Genomic DNA, 20,001 nt, shown 5'->3' on the forward strand with positions numbered 1-20,001 from the left:
GGCCCTCCCACGGTCAGTTCCGGATGCCGGAACTCCCGTCCGACCGGGGTTCGTCGGCACCGTCTTCGGAGTCGGCCGGCACCCAGATCTCGGCGAAGGCGGGCTCGACGGCACTGTCGAAGCTGGCCACCACCGCCTCCGAGGGCTCCTCGGACTCGCGGATCAACCGGCGCAGCGCGGAACCGAGCACGGACGCCGGCAGGTCGTCCAGGTCGTCGAGACAGAGCCCGTCGAGGTCCGGCAGAACCGACTCCACGTCACCGCGCTCCCCTTGCATCCGCAGGTCCCCCGTTCTCCCGCGTCGCCCGGATGTTCGAGTCCGCGTCGGACGACCGGCGTGTGCCGCTCGCGCGTGCCGTCCGAGTGAAACCCGTACATTCGAGTGCGGAACGTATCGCCACGATTACACAAGCCTTCCTATACTAGCCGGGCCGGGTCGGCCTGCGCGATGCTCTGTGTGGGCAGAGTCGTACACACGAACGGTCGGCACGGGAGCGGCAGTTGCCGGACCCGCCGGCGGCGCGTGGGACGCTCGGCCGTCCGTGTACGGTGCTCGATCCCGGGGGTCGCTTGGTGGACTACGACTTCTTCACAAGTCACGTCGCCGACCGCGACCCCAAGTGGGCGGCCCGCTTTCACGACGACATCGAGGCGGAACTGCGGCGCGGGGGCGACGGGGTGCGCGCGGCGATCCGGTTGCAGCCCACCTTCGGGCCGGTCCAGGTGCCGGACGGCGATCCGCCCGCACAGGCGCGCGCGATGGTCGCGCTGTGCTCGGACGACTACTTCGAGGACCTGGACTGCGGGCGCGACTGGGCGGTGTTCACCGACCGGTTGCGTCGACACGAGTCGATCGTGGGCATCTCGCCGCCGAATCTGATCGCGGTGCCCTGGACCACGATGGAGCAACCGCTCCCGGCCGCCCTCGGCGCGATCGAGTGGCCCGCCGGGATCGCCGGGCCGAGCGGGGGCCCGAGCGTGTTCGACATGCTGCGGCTGGGCGGCATCCGCGACCTGGGGTACGTGCGGGCGGTGCGCGCGGTCGCCGACCGGGTGGCCGCGGCGCTGCGCCATCGGCTCGCGCCGCTGACCCCCGGCGAGGCGGCCGAGATCGAGCCGCTGTTCGGCAGCCACGAGGCCGGCTCCCGCACGCTGCCCGAGCCACCGCGCCGGTTGCCCATCCTGGAACCGGTCCCACCGGCCCGCACCGACCTGGTGATCAGCTACGTGGGCAACGACCTCGCCTGGGCCGACTGGGTCAGCGAGGTGCTCACCTTCGAGGACTACCGGGTCTCGCTGAGTCGCTGGGACTGGAGCGCGGGCGTGAGCTTCGGCAAGGCGATGGCCCAGGCGCGCGGGTTGGGCGAACACGTGATCGCGCTGTTCTCCGAGCACTACTTCGAGGCCAGACGGCTGGCCATGGACGAATGGGAGGAGGCCCTGGGCGATGCGGACTCCGGGGGCCGGTTGTTGCCGATAGTGGTCGGTCGCACCCAGGTGCCGTCGATGTTCCGCGGCGTGCGACCGGTCGACCTCACCGAGGCGGACGCGGTCGGTCAGCGCGATCTGCTCGTCGAAGCGGTGCACCGGTTCGCGCCGCTGCCCGCGCGGAATCCGGGGTTCGCCTGACCGTGTCGGACCCGATACCCCCGCCGCCGCGCCCACCGAGACCCGCCGAACCGCCCAGGATCCCGCCTCCGCCCCCGCCGCGCTCGCCCACGGACAATCCGCCGGTGTGGCATGTCCCGGGCACCAGGGGGCGCTTCTACGGGCGCGACGGCACGCTCGCCGACCTGCGCACGCTGCTCCAGGCCGAACACCGCGTCGTGCTGCGCCCGCAGGACGACCTGCCCGGCCTGGGCACCACCCACCTGGCCCGGGAGTACGCCTACCGGCACCGGCACCTGTACGACGTGGTGTGGTGGTTCGACTGCGCCGCCCGCCCCACCGAGAGCGGCGTGGCCTTCCTGCACCGCATCCTCGAACAGCTGACCGACCTCGGCCACCGGGTCGACCAACAGGTCGGCCCGAAGCACGAACTACAGTCGCGCGAGGGCTGGTTGCTGGTCTTCGACGAGGTCGACCGACCGGGTCTGATCGGCGAGATGATTCCGGCCGGCCCCGGCCACGTGCTGATCACCAGCACCGATCCGCTCGCCCGCCACCTGGGCAGCACGGTCGATCTGCCGCCGCTGGACCGCGGTTCGTCGGTGCTGATGCTCTTCGACGCGCATCGCGAATTCGAGCTGGAGATGGTCACGGCCGAGGCGATCGCCGCGTTCGTCGGCGACCGGCCCGCGGCGATCGCCCGGATCGCCGAACTCTTCGCGTCCGGCCTGGTGACCCCGGACGTGACGCTCGAACTGCTGCGCTTCGGGAACATGGCCAAGCTGTCCCGGACCATCCCGCAGAACCAGGTCGTCTATCTCGCCGACCTGTTCCTGGCCGTGCGCGGGCTGCGGGCGCCGGACACCTGGTCGATCTGGCTGGATCTGTCCGAGGACTACCTCGAACACCAGTTGTTGCACCGGCACATGACCGACGCGCGGTCGATGCTGCTGCACATGATCCGGACCCTGGTCAACGGCCCGGAACCGATCCACTCGCTGCAGTGTCTGTGCCGCGCGCTGCACGACGTGCTGCCCAACACCCAGGGCGTCGAGGAGGTCTGCCGGGCGATCGACAATCTGCCCGGCTGAACGGGTGGCTCCGCTTCCGTATCGGGCGAAGGAGCCGGATCCGGCCGGCCGGTGCGCGATGCTGGTACGCATGGCGAACGACGGGGAGCACGGGGGCAACGCGGTGCGCTACTTCATCAGCCACGCCGGTTCGGACACCGCCTGGGCGGAGTGGGTCGCCGGCCAACTCCTCCTGGCCGGCCTGGAGGTCGAACTCGACGCGTGGGACTGGGCGACGGGCGAGAACCTGACCACCAAGGTCAGCCGCGCACTGGACGGCGCGGGGCACATGATCGCGCTGTTCTCGCCCGCGTACTTCGTACCGGAGCGCTGGACCACGGTCGAGTGGACCGCGATGTCGGACGCGCTGCGCGGCAGCGGTCGCCGACTGATCCCGCTCGTGGTGCACGAGCTGGATCGCGAGGAGATCCCGTCCGTGTTGCGGCCGTTGCTGCGCAAGACGCTGTACGGCAAGTCCGAGGAGGACGCGCACGCCGAACTGATGGCGGCGATCCACGGACCGTCCCGGCCCGCCGATCCACCGGCGTTCCCGGGCCCGCGCACGGACGGGGCCGGCAGCTCGCCGCCGCCCACGCCCACCCCCGCGCCCCGGCCCACGCCCGCGCTGCCGGCCGCACCGGTGCTGCGCCGCACCATCACCGCCGGGCAGACCCGCGAGTTGACCGACGCGATCCTGGCGGTGCCCCGGATCGCCCGGACCGAGCTGTGGAACCTGTGGCTGGATCTGGCCGAGGACTACTTCGAACGACCGCTGCCCCGCGAGCAGATCGCCGCGCCGCGGATCATGCTGCTGCGGCTGATCCACGACCTGTCCACACTCGCCGAGCCGGAGCCGGCGCGCGCCCTGGACGCGCTGGTGCGTGCGCTGGGCGACGTGCAACCCACCGGGCCGGAGATCGAGCACGTCCGTGCGCTGCTGGCCGCGCTGACCAGCCCGAGCGACGCGGTCGACCACACGTCCTGAGCCGGGCCGCGCGCCGAGCCCGGGTCAACTCCCGTATGCGGCCCGCCGACGCCGCTCGTAGGCCCGCCGCCACCCGGCCCGCCACAGCAGGGCCGTGCCGGGCGGGATCCAGCGCAACACCCGCCGTCGTTCGGCGTCGGTGGCGTGGTGCAGGTGGAAGGCGACGAGCGCGGGCAGGTCACGGCCCCAGACCCGCACGGTGCGGGTCGGCATCCGCCCGTCGGGCGTGCCGCGCACGTGCCGGCGCATCAGCGGGAACAACTGGTGCTCCTCGGCCAGACTGTGCCGGGCCACCTGGTCGTACAGCCGCCCGATCGCGGGGGAGCGATCACGCAGCGGCACGCTCGTGTCGGCCGCGCGACGCATCGCGTCCTCCAGGGCCGAGTGGTCCACCTGGAACGCGGTCACAGTGCGGGCGGCACCCGGCGAACCGGCGCGCACCCACGGATACAGCACGGTGTGTTCCTCGCGGTGATGCGCGCGCAAGAAGCGCAACACCAGCGCGAGATGCTCCTCGACCGCGCGCACGCGCAGGATGTCGACCGGGTCGAGGTGTCGGGTCACCTCGGTCAGTCGGGCCAGTTCCTCGCGCAGACCTCGGTGCGCGACATAGCCGGGAGTGAGATCGAGAGTGGGGGTGGGAGTGGGGGATACGGGTGAAACGGTGATCGTCGACACGGGGGCCGCCTCGGAGGCATGGAAAGAGGGAGCCTCACACCGTAAGGGCTTGCCGTAGGTGCTCCGTACCAATGCAAGGAGATTTTCGGCCATTCCCGATCGGCGCCCATTTCCGGTCCGATACCGGCCGAGCCGATACCGAACCGGAACGCCGGTTGTCGTTTTTCTTGCGCCCGCCCCGGAGGGGGTTCGGTGCCGGTCCCCGGGGCGCCGGCCCTCGAGGAGCTAGTCCTTGAGGTTGGGGATCGTCCAGTCGATCGGCTCGTGCCCCATGGCCGCCAGCGCGGCATCTATCTGCGAGAACGGCTTGCTGCCGTGGAAGAGCTTCGCGGACAGCGGCGAGGGGTGTGCGCCCTGCACGATGGTGTGCTTGGCGGTGTCGATCAGCGCCGCCTTCTTCTTCGCGTGGCCGCCCCACAACACGAACACCACCGGCTTGTCCCGGTCGCTCACCGCCTTGATCACCGCGTCGGTGAACTTCTCCCAGCCGCGGCCCTTGTGCGACGCGGCCTCGTGCGCACGCACCGTGAGCACCGTGTTCATCAGCAGCACGCCCTGCCGCGCCCACGGCATCAGGTAGCCGTTGTCGGGGATGGGCAGACCGATGTCCGCGTGCATCTCCTTGTAGATGTTGCGCAGCGACGGCGGGATCTTGACTCCGGGCCGCACCGAGAAGCACATGCCGTGCGCCTGGTTGTCGTCGTGGTACGGGTCCTGCCCGACGACGAACACCCGCACGTCGTCGTACGGCGTCGCCTCCAGGGCCGCGAACACCTCGTCGTCCGGCGGGAAGATCTGGTGTTCCTTGCGTTCCGCGTCCACGTACGCGGTCAGCTCGGCGTAGTACGGCTTCGCCAACTCCTCCGCGAGCACGGGCTGCCAGGACTCGGGCAACGTCTGCACAGCAAGAACCTCCACACGAGGGCGCAACGCCCATGGATCAACGTGGGATCCAACGTAGTGGCTCGCCCGGACACCTCGGTCCGCACCGCATGCATCGGTGCGGACCGAGGCGGCCGAAGTATTCCGGCTCGACCGTCTCGTCCGGCTTGCGCCCCGAGGACCTCGGCAGGCTTGCCGCGAGGGTCTCGGCCGGCTATGCCTCGAACGTCCCGCCGGGGCTACGCCTCGAGCGTCTCGTCCGGCTTCGGGTCGGGCTTGTAGCAGAGCTTCATCAGCAGCGCGGCGTTCGCGACGCCCACGCCGGCCGCGAACAGCGCCGGGCGCAGGCCCGACTTCTTGCGCCCGATCAGCGCGTCCACCGAATACCTGCCGTTGCCGAGTGCGGCGAGCGCGACCGCGGCACCGCCGACCACGGCGGTGTACTCCCAGCCGCCCTTGAAGACGAAGAAGCCCTTGCCCTTGTGGTCGGTCGCCGCCGCGACGCTCATCAGGCCCACCGTCGCCGCCGCGGGCAGCGGGTTGGCCACGCCGAGTGCGATGCCGACACCGGCCGCCATCTCGGTGCCGGCCGCCAGGCGCGCATGCACCTCGGCGGGCTTGAGGCCGAGCGACTCGAACCAGCCGGTGGTGCCGGCGAGGCCGCCGGGGCCGGCGACCTTGTTGTAACCGTGCGCGAAGAGCATCGGACCGAGCGTCGCGCGCAGCACGAGCGCCGCCACATCGCGGCCTTCGGCCGCCACCGCGGCCTTCTTCTTGCCGAACATTGCCCACCTCATCAACTGACGCATCGTCACATTTCTGTGGGCAACCTACCCGAACAAGCGACGCCGGCGGGGACCGGGCGGCCGGCCGACGATGCCCTCACGCTCCGGACGCACCGATCCCGGCGTGGTCGACGCGGTCGGCGCTCACCCGCACAGCGGCACCGGCCCCGGCCTCCGCCGCGGTGCCCGCCTCGACCATTCTGGGCACCACGACGGGGGTGTCGTCCCCCGGCGCCCTGAGGATGTCCGCATCCACGTCGTACAGCGCCCGCACCAGGGCCGCGTCCACGACCTCCTTCGGCGGCCCGGACGCGATCACCTCGCCCGCCCGCATCGCGACCAGCACATCCGCGTACCGTGCCGCCGACGCCAGGTCGTGCAGCACCATCACCACGGTGCGCCCGCCCGCGGCGACCTGCCGGACCAGGCCCAGCACCTCGACCGCGTGGCCGAGGTCCAGCGCCGAGGTCGGCTCGTCGAGCAACATCACCGGCGCCTCCTGCGCGATCACCATCGCGACCCAGCAGCGCTGCCGCTGCCCGCCGGAGAGCCGGTCCAGCCGTCGATCGGCCAGGTCCAGCACGCCGGTCGCGGTCAACGCGTCCCGGCAGACCCGCTCGTCCGCGCGCGACCACTGGCGGAACAACCCCTGGTGCGGATGCCGGCCGTAGCGGACCAGTCCGGCCACGGTGACCGCCTCCGGTGCGGTCGGGTTCTGCGGCAACAGCCCCACCCGATGCGCGGCCTGACGGGGCTTCAGTCGCCAGATGTCGTCGCCGCCGACGCTGACCCGACCCGAATCCGGTTTGTGCAGGCGCGCGATCGAGCGGAGCAGCGTGGACTTGCCGCAACCGTTGGGGCCGACGATCGCGACCACGCTGCCGGCGGCCACGGACAGGTCCACGCCCGACACGGCACGATGCCCCGGATATCCGGCGTGCAGATCTTCCACGAGCAGTTCCATGGGCGGACCCTCCCGGCCGTACACAGCATATGTAAGGCGAGGCTAACCTAAGCGATCGGGTCACCGGCACCGCCGGCCTCGATCGGAGGGCGTCGACCGCAGGGCGTCGGCCCGGTCAGCGGGTGCCGATCTCGCGGAACCACTGCGTCCCGACCCGCCCGGTGCGGTCCGCGAACAGCAGGGCGTCCCGCCCGTGCCAGGCGAGCGCGGTCACCGGCGCCGCGACGTGCCGTCGGGCCAACGGGGTCGGCGCCCGGCGGGCCGAGCCGGCGCGCACGTCCCACACCACGAGCATGCCGTCACCGCCCGACGTGGCCATCAATCCGCCGCCGCCCGGCCGCCAACTCGGCGCGCACGCCTGCGGTTGGGCGGGCAGTCGGCGCGGGCGCGGGCGAACCCGGCCGCCACGCGCGGCGAGGTCCCACACGGTCAGTCCGGCCCGGTCCTCCGCCGCCAGCCGGCGTCCGCCCGCGTCGAGCGCGAGCCCGGTCACCGGCTCGGTCCCGGCCGCGCCGAGGTCCTCGTGCGTACCGCCGACGCCGCGTACGTGCACACTCGGCATGTCGCCCGCCGCGCACAGCCACGCGCCGTCCGGCGCGCCGGCGAGCACCCGCACCGGGATCGGGTAGGTCCACACGTTCGTCCGCCCACGCGGCCCGTACATGTGCACCTCGCCGCCGAGCGCGACGGCGAGCCCGCCGACCGAGTCGACCCAGACCACGTCGTCCACGCGGACCGGTCCGTCCACGGCCCGCCACGACTCGGTGCCGGTGTTGCCGGCGTAGACCCGCACGGCGCCGCCGAAGAACACCGCGCACCGGCTGTCCGCGGACCACGCGAATCGCGCGGGCAGACCCGGCGTTCGCATCAGCAGTGCGCCGTCGGTGATCCGCCACAGCGCGTACCCGGTGGGGCCCGCGAGGGCGACCACCGTGCCGTCGGGCGAGAAGCCGACCCGGTCCACCCCGCCCGGCAACACGATCCGGGCCTGCAGTCGCCCGGTCGCCGCGTCCAGCAGCCGAACCCCGCCGGCGGCCCCCGCGACCACGCACGATCCGCCCGACCAGGCGACGGCGGACGGTACATCGTCGATCACGTGCTCCCAGCCCAGCCCCGTACGTGTCGCCATGACAGTCATCGCGGCCCCCTTGTTCGCGGGGCGATCCTTGCGCCTTCGTGTTTCGACCAGGAAAACTCTCAGGTCGAGGCCGGTTTCCCTGGGTTCGACGAGTCTGCTAGTAAGACGATCGCACTTGTTCGCCGATGGATCGGATCACACCGTTGAGCACGCTCGAAGGTACGGCGCCGACCGTGGCGGACATCGCAGGCGCGAGCGGGAACGAACCCACGATCCTCGTCGCGGGCCTGATCCTGGTCGCCGCCGGCGCCCTGCTCGCACTCGCGGGCCGGCGGCGGTTCGCGGACGACCCGGACGGGGAGTACGACGAGGACGTCGCCGACGTCACCGGGACACCGGCCGCGGCGCCGACGCCCGTTCCGGGCGGCAACTCGGCCCAACTGCCCGCGCCGGCACCGAAATCGGCGAACACACCGACGGCAGGCCGCTCCGCGGACACCCCCGCCGCGACACCGACCGCGTCAGGCCGCACCGGAACGGAGCCGGCCGCATCGAAGCCGACCGAGCCGGCCGCCGAGCCGACGACCGTCGCGAACACGGCGGCCACGCCGCCCGAACCCACCGGTGCAGCCGGTGCGGCCGGTGCGGCCGGTGCAGCCGGTGCAGCCGGTGCAGCCGGTGCAGCCGCAGCGAACCACGCACTGCGGGCGGCCACTTCGAAGCCGGAGCCGGAGCCGGAGTCGGAACCGAAGCCGGAAGTCGATCCCGCGCCCGAGCCCCGCTCGAAGGCCGCCCGGAAGCCGCAGCCCCACCCCGCGCCCGTGACCGAGCCCGTATCGGAGCCGGTGCCCGCCTCCGCCCCCAAGCCGCAGGCTGACGCCGACCCCGAGCCGAAGTCCGCTCCCGAACCGGGAGCCGAGTCCGGAGCCGAACCGAAGTCCGGGGCGCAGCAGGCGGCCGAGCCCGAGACCACCCCCGCCGCCACTCCGGCGTCGGCGCCCGCTTCCGCAACGAAGGCCGAACCCGATCCGACAGCCGATCCCGAGCCGGAACCCGGCCCGACCAACGGCGCCTGACTCTTCGTCACCTCACCGCCCCGACAACCCGCCCGGCCCGGCAACACGCTGCCCCACCCACCGCCCCTGCACCCGGCACCCACCGCCCCTGCACCCGGCACCCACCGCCCCGGCACCCGGCACCCGGCACCCGGCACCCGGCACCAACGCCCGCCGACAGCCCTGGTCACCCCCACGCAACGCCCCAGGTAAGCCAACCGCGCCGACCCGCCCACCACGCCGCTCGTACGCACCACTCGGCCCGCGCCACCCACACGCAACGCCACCCAGCCCACGCCCACCCGCGCAACGCCGCCCGAGCGCTCCCGCCGGCCCACATTCACCCGCGCGCAACGCCGCCCGAGTGCACAACGCCGCCCGTGTGCTCGACGCCCAGTTCGTTCCGGGGCCATTCGCGGCCCTCGACGCCCTCGACCGATCGGTTGAACCGCGTCAATACTTCGAACAGTTCGCGTCGTTCGCCCTCGTCCCAGGACGCCAGGACGCGTTCCAGGCCGTGGCAGTGGGTCGCGCGCTCCCCCGCGAGCCGTTCCGCGCCGCCCGCGGTGATCCGCAGCTTGCGGGCGAGGCCGCCGTCCGGGTCCGCGATCCGTTCCGCGTCGCCGGCCCGCAGCAGCGCGGCCACTTGGCGGTTCACGGTCGAGGTGTCGAGCCGAAACGCTTCCGCGAGTTGCCCGATCGACATCGGCCCCTCGACCTCGAGCCGGGTCAGCAGCAGGTAGGCCGACCGCTCCATGCCGTCACCGTGCCGCTTGCCCATGACGTGGTGCCGAGCGATCAACATCAACTCTCGCTCGATGCCTTCCAACACGTCCGCTCCCGCCTTCACACCAATGCGCCTGCCCGGAAACCTGGCGCCATGCCCAGGCAATGTGCACGATACACACCATGTGTATCGTGCACATTGGTTGACCGCAGCAAACACCCGGCGATCCTCTGGAGGCAGTCCGTGACCGGTCCGAGCGCCATACCCGAGCCGAGCCCGGCGGACGCTCCCGCTCACCCGCCCGAGCCGGTGGACCGGGCCGGTTCGGTGGTGGCGGTACTGGCGTTCTGCGGCGTGGTCGTGGCGCTCATGCAGACCCTGGTCGTCCCGCTGCTGCCCAACCTGCCCGAACTGCTCGACACCTCGCCCGCCAACGCCTCCTGGGTGGTCACCGCCACCCTGCTCTCCGGCGCGGTCTGCACTCCCGTGATGGGCCGGCTCGGCGACATGTTCGGCAAACGCCGGATCCTGCTCGTCAGCCTCGGCCTGATGGTCGCGGGCTCGGTGTTGTGCGCGCTCTCCGAGACGCTGCTCCCGATGGTGCTCGGCCGTTTCCTCCAAGGCGCGTCGTTCGGCGTGATCCCGCTGGGCATCAGCATCATGCGGGACGAACTCCCGCCCGCGAAGCTGGGTTCCTCGATCGCGCTGATGAGCGCGACGCTGGGCATCGGCGGCGCGATCGGGCTGCCGGTGGCCGCGCTGATCGCGCAGAACGCCGACTGGCACATGATGTTCTGGGCCGCGGGCGCGATCGGCGCGCTCGACGTCGTGCTCGTCCTGCTCCTGGTGCCCGAGTCGCCGGTCCGCCTGCCCGGCCGCTTCGACTTCGCCGGTGCGGGCGGGCTGTCCGTCGGGTTGGTCGCCCTCCTGCTCGTGATCACCAAGGGCGCGGACTGGGGCTGGGGCAGCACGGTCACCCTGGTCCTGCTCGCCGTCGCGGCGGTCGTCCTGGCCGGCTGGGGGTGGCTCGAACTGCGCACCGCACAACCACTCGTGGACCTGCGCATCTCGGTGAAGCCGCAGGTGTTGTTCACCAACCTCGCCTCGGTGGTGGTCGGCTTCGCGATGTTCGCCCAGTCGCTGGTGTTCCCACAGGTGCTGATGAACCCGGAGAACACCGGCTACGGGCTGGGCAGGAGCATGGTCGTCGCGGGCCTGTGCATGGCGCCGTCCGGCATCGTGATGATGCTGGTCTCGCCGCTGTCCGCACGCCTGTCCGCGGCCCGCGGCCCGAAGGTCTCGCTGCTGGTGGGCACCCTGGTGATCGCGATCGGCTACGCGCTCTCGGTGTTCATGCTCGACGCGGTCTGGAAGATCGTCGCGATGGCGGTTCTCTCGGCGGTCGGCGTCGCGTTGGCGTACGCCGCGATGCCGTCGCTGATCATGCAGGCCGTGCCGATCGGCGAGACCGGTTCGGCGACCGGTCTGAACACGCTGATGCGCTCGATCGGCACCTCGACCTCCAGCGCGGTGATCGGCGTCGTGCTCGCGAACATGACGATGCACGCGGGCGGCCGGGAGTTTCCCTCCCACGACGCCTTCGTGACCGCGCTGTGGTTGGGCTGCGGAGCGGCCGTCCTGGGTCTGCTGGTCGCGCTGTTCATCCCCGGACGCAAACCGGTCGAAGCCGCGCAGATCCCGCCGCAGAATCGTAAGAAGGACTCCCCGGCGGTCCGAACGGCCACCTGACGGCGCATCAATTCCCGTGTCGCACATGGCCAAAACCCACCCGGGTAGCCGATGCTCGTAAGTCTTACCCCGGCGCCGACCACGATTGGGAGATCGCCACCCCTAGCCCACCCTTCGACAGGGAGACACCATGAGCCTTCCCACCTTCCGTGGATCGCGTTCATCCGCACCCGACCCGGCCCCCGAGCCGAGCTGGACCACCGAGGCCGAGTGGCAGCGCCAGGCGTTGCCGGTCGCGCTGCCGGAGGACTGGCCGGGGCTGGCCGGCGGTCTGGTGGTGGTCGCGGCACACCCGGAGGACGCGCTGCTGGGCGTGGGCGGACTCATCTCCCGCGCGGTCGCCGCCGGCTCGCAGGTGCGGGTGGTCAGCGTCACCGACGGCGACGCGTCGCACCCGGGCAGCCGGTTACCGGGTTCGGTGCTGGCCGCACGGCGGGTCCGCGAGTCCGACCGGGCGTTCGCCACGATCGTCGGCAATCCCGGTGGAGTGGCCCCGGTCGAGGTGATCCGGCTGCGCATCCCGGACCGCACGGTGAGCACCCACGAACGGGACGTGGTGGACCGGCTGATCCCGCTCGTCTCGGGCTTCACGCTGTGTGTGAGCAATTGGCGGGAGGACGGCTTCGCCGATCACGAGAGCACCGGCCGCGCGGCCGACGTGGCGTGCCGGGAGACCGGTGTGGGCCTGCTGGAGTTCCCGTTGCGCATGTGGCAGTGGGCCCGGCCGGACGACAGTCGGGTGCCGTGGAGCCGGGCGCTGCGGGTCGACCTGACCGAGGTGCAACAGGCCCGCAAGGAGCGGGCGCTGTCGTGCCTGGCCTCCCAGATCGCGCCGCTGGTGCCGGGCCGGGACGACCGGGTGCCGCTCCCGCCGGAAAAGCTCGCGTACTTCCGGCGCCCCTTCGAGGTGCTGTTCCGCTGACCCGACGGGGCCTCGCGCCGAACGCGGATGCGCGTTCCCCTTCCCGATGCGGGCGTGAGCCCGGCGGCTTCGACCGGCCGGCGATCGATGCTCGGCGACCGTCGCGCTGCTCGGGAGATGGGGAACGCGCGCGGTCGCATCGACGGCGTGCGCGGGTGGTCAGCCCGGGATCATCAGCCGCTCGCGCAGCGACGCCAGAGTGCGGGCGAGAAGGCGGGACACGTGCATCTGCGAGATGCCGATCCGCTCACCGATCTGCGCCTGGGTCAGATTTCCGTAGAACCGCATGACCAGGATGGCGCGCTCGCGCTGCGGCAGTTCGGCCAGCAGCGGGCGCAGCGCCTCGCGGTACTCGACCAGGTCGAGCGCGTGGTCCTCGGAGCCGAGCCGGTCACCGACCGTCTCCTGGCCGTCCGCGTCGCCGTAGGCGGTCTCGTCCAGCGAGGTCGCGGTGTACACCGTGCAGGCGTCCAGACCTTCGAGCACCTCCTCCTCGGTGATGCACAGCCGCTCGGCCAACTCGCGCGGCGTGGGCGTGCGTCCGTGCAGCGCGGTGAGTTCGTCGGTGGCGCGCAGCAGTTCGGTGCGCAGTTCGCGCAGCCGGCGGGGCACCCGCACGGACCACGAGGTGTCCCGGAAGAAGCGCTTGATCTCGCCGATGATGGTCGGCATGGCGTACGCCATGAAGCTGCTGCCGCGATCGGCCTCGTAGCGGTCGATCGCCTTGATCAGGCCGATCGTGCCGACCTGGACGATGTCCTCGACCGGTTCACCGCGGCGCCGGTAGCGCCCGGCGGCGTGCCGGACCATCGGCAGGTTCAACTCGACCAGCAGCCCGCGCAGGTACGAGTGGTCCACGGTGCCCGGTTCCAGCGTGGCGAGCCGGGCGAGCATCAGATCGCCCGCCGCCCGGGCCATCGGCGTGGGCAGCCGGGTGACCAGATGCGGGTGCGCCAGCAGGTCGTCGAGATCGACGGTCGGCGGCGGCGGGGGTGCGGCGGCGCGGGGTTCCGCGGTCGTGTCGAGGGTGCTCAGGCGCACGGCCATGCAGGGTCTCCCAATCCGGATGGATGGACACCGATAACCCCGAGCGACATCGAGTCTGTGACCTGGAGCACAGGAAGATCAAGAGCCCTCCGGGGGTACGTCCTGACGTCAGGATCGCGACATGCGGTCCCACCTCGGGAAACGACGGACCGACGAAACGGAAAAAACGAACGAAAGCAGCCCATACGGCGCAACGAAAGCAGGCATCGGGTAATCAAACGTCTGCCAAACGTGTCCGGAAAGTGCCACGAACCACCACCCGAATGCTCGGGTGGTGGTTCGTGCGGTGCAGGCCGATCGAGAAAACGATCGAGTTGGCGCCGGATTCGATCGACTTCGATCCCGGGCGCCCCGGATCGGCCCGGTCAGCCCAGTTCGAGCAGCAGGTCGCCGGCCTCGACCGAGGACACCGGGCCGATCGCCAGCCGGGCCACGGTGCCCGCGCTCTGCGCCGTGATCGACGCCTCCATCTTCATCGCCTCGATGGTCGCCACCGTGCCGCCGGCCTCGACCTCGTCGCCCACGGCCACCTGGAGGGTGACCACCCCGCTGAACGGCGCGGCCACGTGCTTCGGGTTGTCCGGGTTGGCCCGCTCGCTCTCCGGACGGGCCGGCTTGACCGAGCGGTCGCGCACCGAGAGCACCCGCGGCTGGCCGTTCATCCGGCAGTACACGGTGCGGAAGCCGCGCTCGTCCGCGTCGCCGACCGCCTCGACCGCGAGGTAGAGCGACACCCCCGTGGACAATTTGATGGCCAGTTCCTCGCCCTGGACCAGGCCGTACAGGAACGGCACGGTCGGCACCACGGAGACGTCGCCGTACAGCCGCTCGGCCTCGTCGTAGTCCTTGGCCGGACCGGGGAACAGCAGCCGATTGAGCGTTTCGCGCAGTTCGTCGCCGTCCAGCGCGGCATCCTGCTCCGCGGTCAGTTCCACGGTGCGGGTCGAGCTCGCGGTGCGACCCGCGAGCGCCCGGGTGCGGAACGGCTCGGGCCAGCCGCCGGGCGGGGTGCCCAGCTCGCCCTGGAGGAAGCCGATCACCGAGTCCGGCACGTCGAACGCGCCCGGGTCGGCCTCGAACTTGGCCGGGTCGGCGCCCACCGCGCTCAGGTGCAGGGCCAGGTCGCCGACCACCTTGCTGGACGGGGTGACCTTGACGATGTTGCCCAGGATGCGGTTCGAGGCCGCGTAGGCGTCCTCGATGTCCTCGAACTTGTGGCCCAGGCCCAGCGCGATCGCCTGCTGGCGCAGGTTGGACAGCTGGCCGCCGGGGATCTCGTGCCGGTAGACCCGGCCGGTGGGCGCGGGCAGGCCGGACTCGAACGGCGCGTACGCCTCGCGCACCGCCGCCCAGTAGGGCTCCAGGGCGCACAGCGCGTCCAGGGACAGGCCGGTGGCACGCTCGGTGTAGTCGGTCGCGGCCACGATCGCGGACAGCGGCGGCTGGCTCGTGGTGCCCGCCAGCGCGGCCGAGGCGCCGTCGATCGCGTCCACGCCCGCCTCGACGGCGGCGAGGTAGGTGGCCAGCTGGCCACCCGCGGTGTCGTGGGTGTGCAGGTGCACCGGGAGGTCGAAGCGCTCGCGCAGCGCGCCGACCAGCGTGCGGGCGGCGGGCGCCCGGAGCAGCCCGGCCATGTCCTTGACGCACAACACGTGCACGCCGGCCTCGACCAGCTGCTCGGCGAGCCGCAGGTAGTAGTCCAGCGTGTACAACTTCTCGGCCGGGTTGGACAGATCGCCGGTGTAGCACAGCGTGCCCTCGGCGATCGCGTGCGTGCCCAGGGTGGCCTCGATCGCCGGACGCATCGCCTCGATGTCGTTGAGCGCGTCGAAGATCCGGAACACGTCGATGCCGGTGCGGGCGGCCTCCTCGACGAACTTCACGCACACCTTGTCCGGGTACGGCGTGTACCCGACCGTGTTGCGACCGCGCAGCAACATCTGGATGTTGACGTTGGGCATGCCCTCGCGCAGCGCCGCCAGGCGGTGCCACGGGTCCTCCTTGAGGAAGCGCAGCGCGACGTCGTAGGTCGCGCCGCCCCACGCCTCGACGCTGAGCAGTTCGGGCGTCATCCGGGCCACGTAGGGCGCCGCGGCGGCGAGGTCGTACGTGCGTACCCGGGTCGCGAGCAGCGACTGGTGCGCGTCGCGGAACGTGGTGTCGGTGATCGCCAGCGCGCTCTGCTCGCGCAGCGCCCGGGCGAAGCCGGTCGCGCCCAGTTCGAGCAGCCGGTCCCGGCTGCCCGCGGGCAGGTCGCCGGTGGGCAGTTCGGGCAGCTTGGTGCGCGGGACGGCGATGCTCGGGGTCGGGCCGTACGGACGGTTGACCGTGACGTCGGCCAGGTAGGCGAGCAGGCGCGTGCCGCGGTCGGCGCCGGGGCGCGAGCGCACCAGTTCGGGGTGCTCGTCGATGAACGACGTGGTGATCCGGCCCTCGCGGAAGGCCGGGTCGTCGAGCACGGCCTGGAGGAAGGGGATGTTGGTCGCGACGCCGCGGATGCGGAACTCGGCCACCGCGCGCCGGGCCCGGCTGACCGCGTCGGCGAAGGTCCGGCCCCGGCAGGTCAGCTTGACCAGCATCGAGTCGAAGTAGGGCAGCACCTCCGCGCCGGTGTAGGTGCCGCCGTCCAGGCGCACGCCCGCGCCGCCCGGCGAGCGGTAGGCGGACACCGTGCCGGTGTCCGGGCGGAAGTCGGCCGCGGGGTCCTCGGTGGTGATCCGGCACTGCAGGGCCGCGCCCTGGATCCGGATCTCGCTCTGCACCAGGCCCAGGTCGGCCAGGTTCGCGCCGGCGGCGACCCGCAGTTGGGCCTGGACCAGGTCGACGCCGGTGATCTCCTCGGTGACCGTGTGCTCGACCTGGATGCGCGGGTTCATCTCGATGAACACGTACCTGCCACGCTCGTCGAGCAGGAACTCCACGGTGCCCGCGTTGCGGTAGCCCACCGCCTCGGCGAAGCGCACCGCGTCGGCGCAGATCCGGTCCCGCAGCTCGGGGTCCAGGTTGGGCGCGGGGGCGATCTCGACGACCTTCTGGTGCCGCCGCTGCATCGAGCAGTCCCGCTCGTACAGGTGCACCACGCCGCCGTCGGCGCCGGCGAGGATCTGCACCTCGATGTGGCGCGGGCGGATCACCGCCTCCTCCAGGAAGACCGTCGGGTCGCCGAAGGCGGTCTGCGCCTCGCGCATAGCGGTCTCGATCGAGGAGCGCAGGTCCTCGCGCCGGTCCACCTTGCGCAACCCACGACCGCCGCCGCCGGCGGCGGCCTTGACGAAGATCGGGAAGCCGATCGCGTCCGCGGCGGCCACCAGTGCGTCCACGTCGTCCTGCGGCGGCGCGGTCTGCAGAGTGGGCAACCCGGCGCCCTTCGCGGCCTCCAGCGCACGCACCTTGTTGCCCGCGAGCGAGAGCACGTCGGCCGAGGGGCCGACGAAGGTGATCCCGTTCGCCTCGCACGCCTCGGCGAGCAGCGGGTTCTCGGACAGGAAGCCGTAGCCGGGGTAGATCGCGTCGGCACCACACGCGATCGCCGCGCCGACGATCGTGTCCACGTCGAGGTAAGCGCGCAGCGGATGGCCCCGCTCGCCGATCTCGTAGCTCTCGTCCGCTTTTTGGCGATGCAGGGAGTGCCGGTCCTCGTACGCGTAGACGGCGACCGTGGTGATGTCGAGCTCGGTGGCGGCGCGCAGGGCGCGCACGGCGATTTCGCCTCGGTTGGCCACCAACAGCTTACGGATCACGAGCTACGTACCTCCTTGCCCGGGGTGTCCGGGTGCGGGGGAAATCGGACGGGTGCCAGTGTTGTGTTCGGGGAGGTTTGCCGGTTCTCGGTGTCCGGTGCGGTTCCTCGGTGTGCCGCCGGAACGTTCTCGTACTGGAGTACTTGGACGTTTCGGCGGTGCGGCGAGGGGCCGTGCCGGGCGCCGAGAGCCGGTGAACCTCCCCGACCACAGCACTGGGGGACGACAGGGTGCCGTGCCTGTGGTGGGGCGGCGGCATCGGGGTCGAACCTGCGTGACTTTAGGACACGTGTGCAGGTGCCCCGCAGGCCCGGTCCACATGCCGGGCACATCGGGGCGACTGCGAATGGGGGTCTCACCTGCGAATTCCGGGTTCACCGGGGGTGGTGTGAGCTTGATCGCAGCCCGCATCGCGAGACGCGGCGGCATTGTCGAGCGGATCGCGAGCCGCGACGATCTGGGCAGGGCCGCTACCGCGGGCCGGGAAATGTCGGATCATGCCGGGAGCCGGGGAACGCCTCGGAGCGGAACCGGGAAATGGGGGCGACCGTGAGGGTTCGGATGGGCGTGGTGGTCGCGGTCGCGGCCGTCGTGCTGCCGCTGGCCGGATGCGACGACGGAGACGGCGGGAGTACGAAGGCGGACGGCGGCAAGGGCCCGAGCGCGACCGCGAGCGGCGCCGGAGGCGGGGCGGGCGGCGATCTGCGCGCGGTCGACGCGTGCGCGGTGCTCACCGCCGACCAGGTTTCGCAGGCGCTGGCGATGCCCGGGCTGCGGGCCGCGCAGAATCCGCTGGGCTGTGATTACGCGGCGGCCGACGGAGCCCCGGTGATCAGCACGATCGCGACCCGGTCGAAGACGTCGGGCGGCGTGGACAAGGCACTGGAGGCCTATCTGGGCACCCTGGGCGACACCCGTACCGAGAAGGTCCCGGGCGTGGGCGACGCCGCGGTGTACGTCCAGCCCGACACGATCGGGGGTGTCCTGGTGGTGGCGGCCCGTCGAGGCGAGGAGACGGCGGTGTTCTCGCTCAACGCGGGCGGCGGCGATCCGCCGCCGAGCAAGGACCAGCTCGTCGCATTGGCCCGGCTGGCGGTGGCGAAGCTGTGACCCGGACATGGCCCGAGGATAGGACGCCGGGCCGGCTCCGGGAACACCGGCGATCCCCGTAGGGTGAACGGGACTTGACGCACGGTCACCGCCGTCGCCCGAATCGGGCGGCCGGCGGTGCGAAGTGGGCACGCAATCGGCATTCCCGACAACGAAGGACCAATGGCCCGGCTGTTTCCCGCGTCGGCGGGCACATGATGGGCAGGGGGGGAGTTACACACCCCCGGCGCGGTGGGGACGGACAGGCGCCGGCGGGTCCGTACCTTGCGCAACGGGAGCGACGACTTGAGTGATCTCCTGACCACCCCGGGGCTGCGGCAAGACCGTTTCGAGCGCGACGCCGTGCCGTTCCTGGACCCGCTCTACCCCGCCGCGCTGCGGATGACCCGCAACGCCTCGGACGCGGAGGATCTGGTCCAGGAGACGTTCACGAAGGCGTACGCGTCCTTCCACCAGTTCCGGGACGGAACGAATCTGAAGGCCTGGCTGTACCGGATCCTCACCAACACCTTCATCACCTCCTACCGCAGGAAACAGCGGCAGCCGGTGGCCTCGGGGGTGCAGGAGATCGAGGACTGGCAGCTGTACCGGGCCGGGTCGCACGAGTCGACCGGGCTGCGGTCGGCGGAGACCGAGGCGCTGGATCACCTGCCGGACTCGCAGGTGGTGGCCGCGTTGCGCGCGCTGCCCGAGGAGTTCCGGATCGCGGTGTACCTGGCGGACGTGGAGGGCTATCCGTACAAGGACATCGCCGCGTTCATGGACGTGCCGCTCGGCACGGTGATGTCGCGGCTGCATCGGGGCCGGCGGCGGCTGCGCGAGGCACTGGCGGACTACGCGCACGAGCGCGGGTTCGTCGCCGCGGCTTAGGCCGGTCCGGCGGGTCCGAGAACGGCGCCCGGTCCGCCGCCGCGCCCGGCGCCGTGTGGGTGTCGGCCGGGGCGCGGCGGCGTAGTGGCCGGGCCGGCTGGGGGTGCCCGCCGCCGGTACCTGACTACTAGCTACCTGCTACAGGTACTTCTGGACCGCGGGCAGCAGGTCGTTGACCGTGTTGCCCTTGGCCGGTTGGCCGATCGCGGTGAGCACCCAGCCGTCGGCGCCGCGGGCCAGCTTGACCATGATCTGCGCGTTGTCCTGCGAGTCGGCGGTGGAGAGTTCGTAGCGCACGATTTCGCTTCCGTCGCTCTCGTCCACCAGCCGGCAGAACGCGTTGGCGACCCGGGAGAAGTCGTCGCTGGTGAACGCGCTGACCGTGAAGACCAGGGCCGTGATGCGCAGCGGCAGCGCGGCGAGGTCCACGATGATCGACTCGTCGTCACCCTCGCCGGCACCGGTGGTGTTGTCCCCGGTGTGCGTGACCGCGCCGTCCTTGGACACCAACTGCCTGGGCCACACGGTGTCCACGAGGCGGTGATCGGCGTCGAACAGCAGACACGACGCGTCCAGGTCGACGCCGGTGAGCGCCTGCAGACCCGGCCGCAGCCCCTCGTGCTTGATCGGGTCCCAGCCCAGTCCCATCCGTACCCGGGCGGCCGAACCGGCCGTGCCCTTGCCGATGGTGACGCGCTCCCCCTGTGCGAGAACGACCGTCATCGCAACTC

18 protein-coding genes are annotated in these 20,001 nt (G+C 71.7%); 8 read left to right on the plus strand and 10 right to left on the minus strand.

All coding sequences use genetic code 11. The annotated features are described in order from the left end of the window. Positions 1-13: 13 nt before the first annotated feature. Complete coding sequence (gene fxsA / locus ACZOOI_RS05320; RefSeq protein WP_465279660.1) at positions 14-256, minus strand: FxSxx-COOH cyclophane-containing RiPP peptide; 243 nt, start codon at positions 254-256, stop codon at positions 14-16. Positions 257-573: 317 nt separating this feature from the next. Here fxsA and ACZOOI_RS05325 point away from each other — a divergent pair, with 317 nt between their 5' ends. The 3 genes from ACZOOI_RS05325 (at position 574) to ACZOOI_RS05335 (ending at position 3,663) form a co-directional block, all read left to right on the plus strand. Then, positions 574-1,629 (plus strand): TIR domain-containing protein, encoded by a 1,056-nt coding sequence (locus ACZOOI_RS05325; RefSeq protein ID WP_465279661.1) that lies wholly within the window; start codon positions 574-576, stop codon positions 1,627-1,629. A 104-nt stretch (positions 1,630-1,733) separates the two neighbouring features. Beyond that, on the plus strand, positions 1,734-2,699 hold the full coding sequence (locus tag ACZOOI_RS05330) for an effector-associated domain 2-containing protein (RefSeq protein WP_391584883.1): 966 nt from the start codon (positions 1,734-1,736) through the stop codon (positions 2,697-2,699). A 70-nt stretch (positions 2,700-2,769) separates the two neighbouring features. Continuing rightward, positions 2,770-3,663, plus strand: coding sequence for a TIR domain-containing protein (locus tag ACZOOI_RS05335; protein WP_465279662.1), 894 nt, complete (start codon positions 2,770-2,772; stop codon positions 3,661-3,663). A gap of 24 nt (positions 3,664-3,687) precedes the next feature. Here the strand turns inward: ACZOOI_RS05335 and ACZOOI_RS05340 are convergent, their stop codons facing one another. From ACZOOI_RS05340 to ACZOOI_RS05360, 5 genes are all read right to left on the minus strand, one after another. Further along, a complete protein-coding gene (locus tag ACZOOI_RS05340) occupies positions 3,688-4,341 on the minus strand; it encodes a hemerythrin domain-containing protein (protein ID WP_465279663.1) in 654 nt (217 codons plus the stop codon). A gap of 225 nt (positions 4,342-4,566) precedes the next feature. Further along, positions 4,567-5,244 (minus strand): uracil-DNA glycosylase, encoded by a 678-nt coding sequence (locus tag ACZOOI_RS05345; protein ID WP_465279664.1) that lies wholly within the window; start codon positions 5,242-5,244, stop codon positions 4,567-4,569. 218 nt (positions 5,245-5,462) lie between these two features. Next, the gene (locus tag ACZOOI_RS05350; protein ID WP_391584879.1) at positions 5,463-6,020 is read right to left on the minus strand and encodes a DoxX family protein; all 558 of its coding nucleotides are present in this window, start codon (positions 6,018-6,020) and stop codon (positions 5,463-5,465) included. Positions 6,021-6,105: 85 nt separating this feature from the next. Beyond that, positions 6,106-6,972 (minus strand): ABC transporter ATP-binding protein, encoded by an 867-nt coding sequence (locus ACZOOI_RS05355; protein ID WP_465279665.1) that lies wholly within the window; start codon positions 6,970-6,972, stop codon positions 6,106-6,108. A 115-nt stretch (positions 6,973-7,087) separates the two neighbouring features. Beyond that, complete coding sequence (locus ACZOOI_RS05360; protein WP_465279666.1) at positions 7,088-8,101, minus strand: WD40 repeat domain-containing protein; 1,014 nt, start codon at positions 8,099-8,101, stop codon at positions 7,088-7,090. 152 nt (positions 8,102-8,253) lie between these two features. On the opposite strand from ACZOOI_RS05360, the gene ACZOOI_RS05365 reads away from it, so the two are divergent. After that, positions 8,254-9,126 carry a hypothetical protein gene (locus tag ACZOOI_RS05365; protein ID WP_465279667.1) on the plus strand — a complete coding sequence of 291 codons (873 nt, stop codon included), beginning with the start codon at positions 8,254-8,256 and terminating at the stop codon, positions 9,124-9,126. A gap of 319 nt (positions 9,127-9,445) precedes the next feature. Here the strand turns inward: ACZOOI_RS05365 and ACZOOI_RS05370 are convergent, their stop codons facing one another. Continuing rightward, positions 9,446-9,910, minus strand: coding sequence for a MarR family winged helix-turn-helix transcriptional regulator (locus ACZOOI_RS05370; RefSeq protein WP_465281117.1), 465 nt, complete (start codon positions 9,908-9,910; stop codon positions 9,446-9,448). 231 nt (positions 9,911-10,141) lie between these two features. Here ACZOOI_RS05370 and ACZOOI_RS05375 point away from each other — a divergent pair, with 231 nt between their 5' ends. Next, positions 10,142-11,581: an MFS transporter gene (locus ACZOOI_RS05375; protein ID WP_465281118.1), complete on the plus strand. Its 1,440-nt coding sequence runs from the start codon at positions 10,142-10,144 to the stop codon at positions 11,579-11,581. 130 nt (positions 11,582-11,711) lie between these two features. Continuing rightward, the gene (locus ACZOOI_RS05380; protein ID WP_465279668.1) at positions 11,712-12,503 is read left to right on the plus strand and encodes a PIG-L deacetylase family protein; all 792 of its coding nucleotides are present in this window, start codon (positions 11,712-11,714) and stop codon (positions 12,501-12,503) included. A gap of 159 nt (positions 12,504-12,662) precedes the next feature. Here the strand turns inward: ACZOOI_RS05380 and ACZOOI_RS05385 are convergent, their stop codons facing one another. Together ACZOOI_RS05385 and ACZOOI_RS05390 are read right to left on the minus strand one after the other, a co-directional pair. Beyond that, positions 12,663-13,550 (minus strand): RNA polymerase sigma factor SigF, encoded by an 888-nt coding sequence (locus tag ACZOOI_RS05385; protein WP_355542514.1) that lies wholly within the window; start codon positions 13,548-13,550, stop codon positions 12,663-12,665. A gap of 365 nt (positions 13,551-13,915) precedes the next feature. Then, positions 13,916-17,290, minus strand: coding sequence for a pyruvate carboxylase (locus ACZOOI_RS05390; protein WP_465279669.1), 3,375 nt, complete (start codon positions 17,288-17,290; stop codon positions 13,916-13,918). Between the two features lie 549 nt (positions 17,291-17,839). Here ACZOOI_RS05390 and ACZOOI_RS05395 point away from each other — a divergent pair. Both ACZOOI_RS05395 and ACZOOI_RS05400 read left to right on the plus strand, forming a co-directional pair. Further along, a complete protein-coding gene (locus ACZOOI_RS05395) occupies positions 17,840-18,400 on the plus strand; it encodes a DUF3558 family protein (protein WP_465279670.1) in 561 nt (186 codons plus the stop codon). Between the two features lie 285 nt (positions 18,401-18,685). Then, positions 18,686-19,270 (plus strand): sigma-70 family RNA polymerase sigma factor, encoded by a 585-nt coding sequence (locus ACZOOI_RS05400; RefSeq protein WP_465279671.1) that lies wholly within the window; start codon positions 18,686-18,688, stop codon positions 19,268-19,270. Between the two features lie 138 nt (positions 19,271-19,408). On the opposite strand, the gene ACZOOI_RS05405 is transcribed toward ACZOOI_RS05400, so the two are convergent. Further along, a complete protein-coding gene (locus tag ACZOOI_RS05405) occupies positions 19,409-19,993 on the minus strand; it encodes a TerD family protein (protein WP_465279672.1) in 585 nt (194 codons plus the stop codon). Between the last annotated feature and the right edge of the window lie 8 nt (positions 19,994-20,001).

The sequence above is a fragment of the Embleya sp. L77 genome (genome assembly GCF_055557415.1).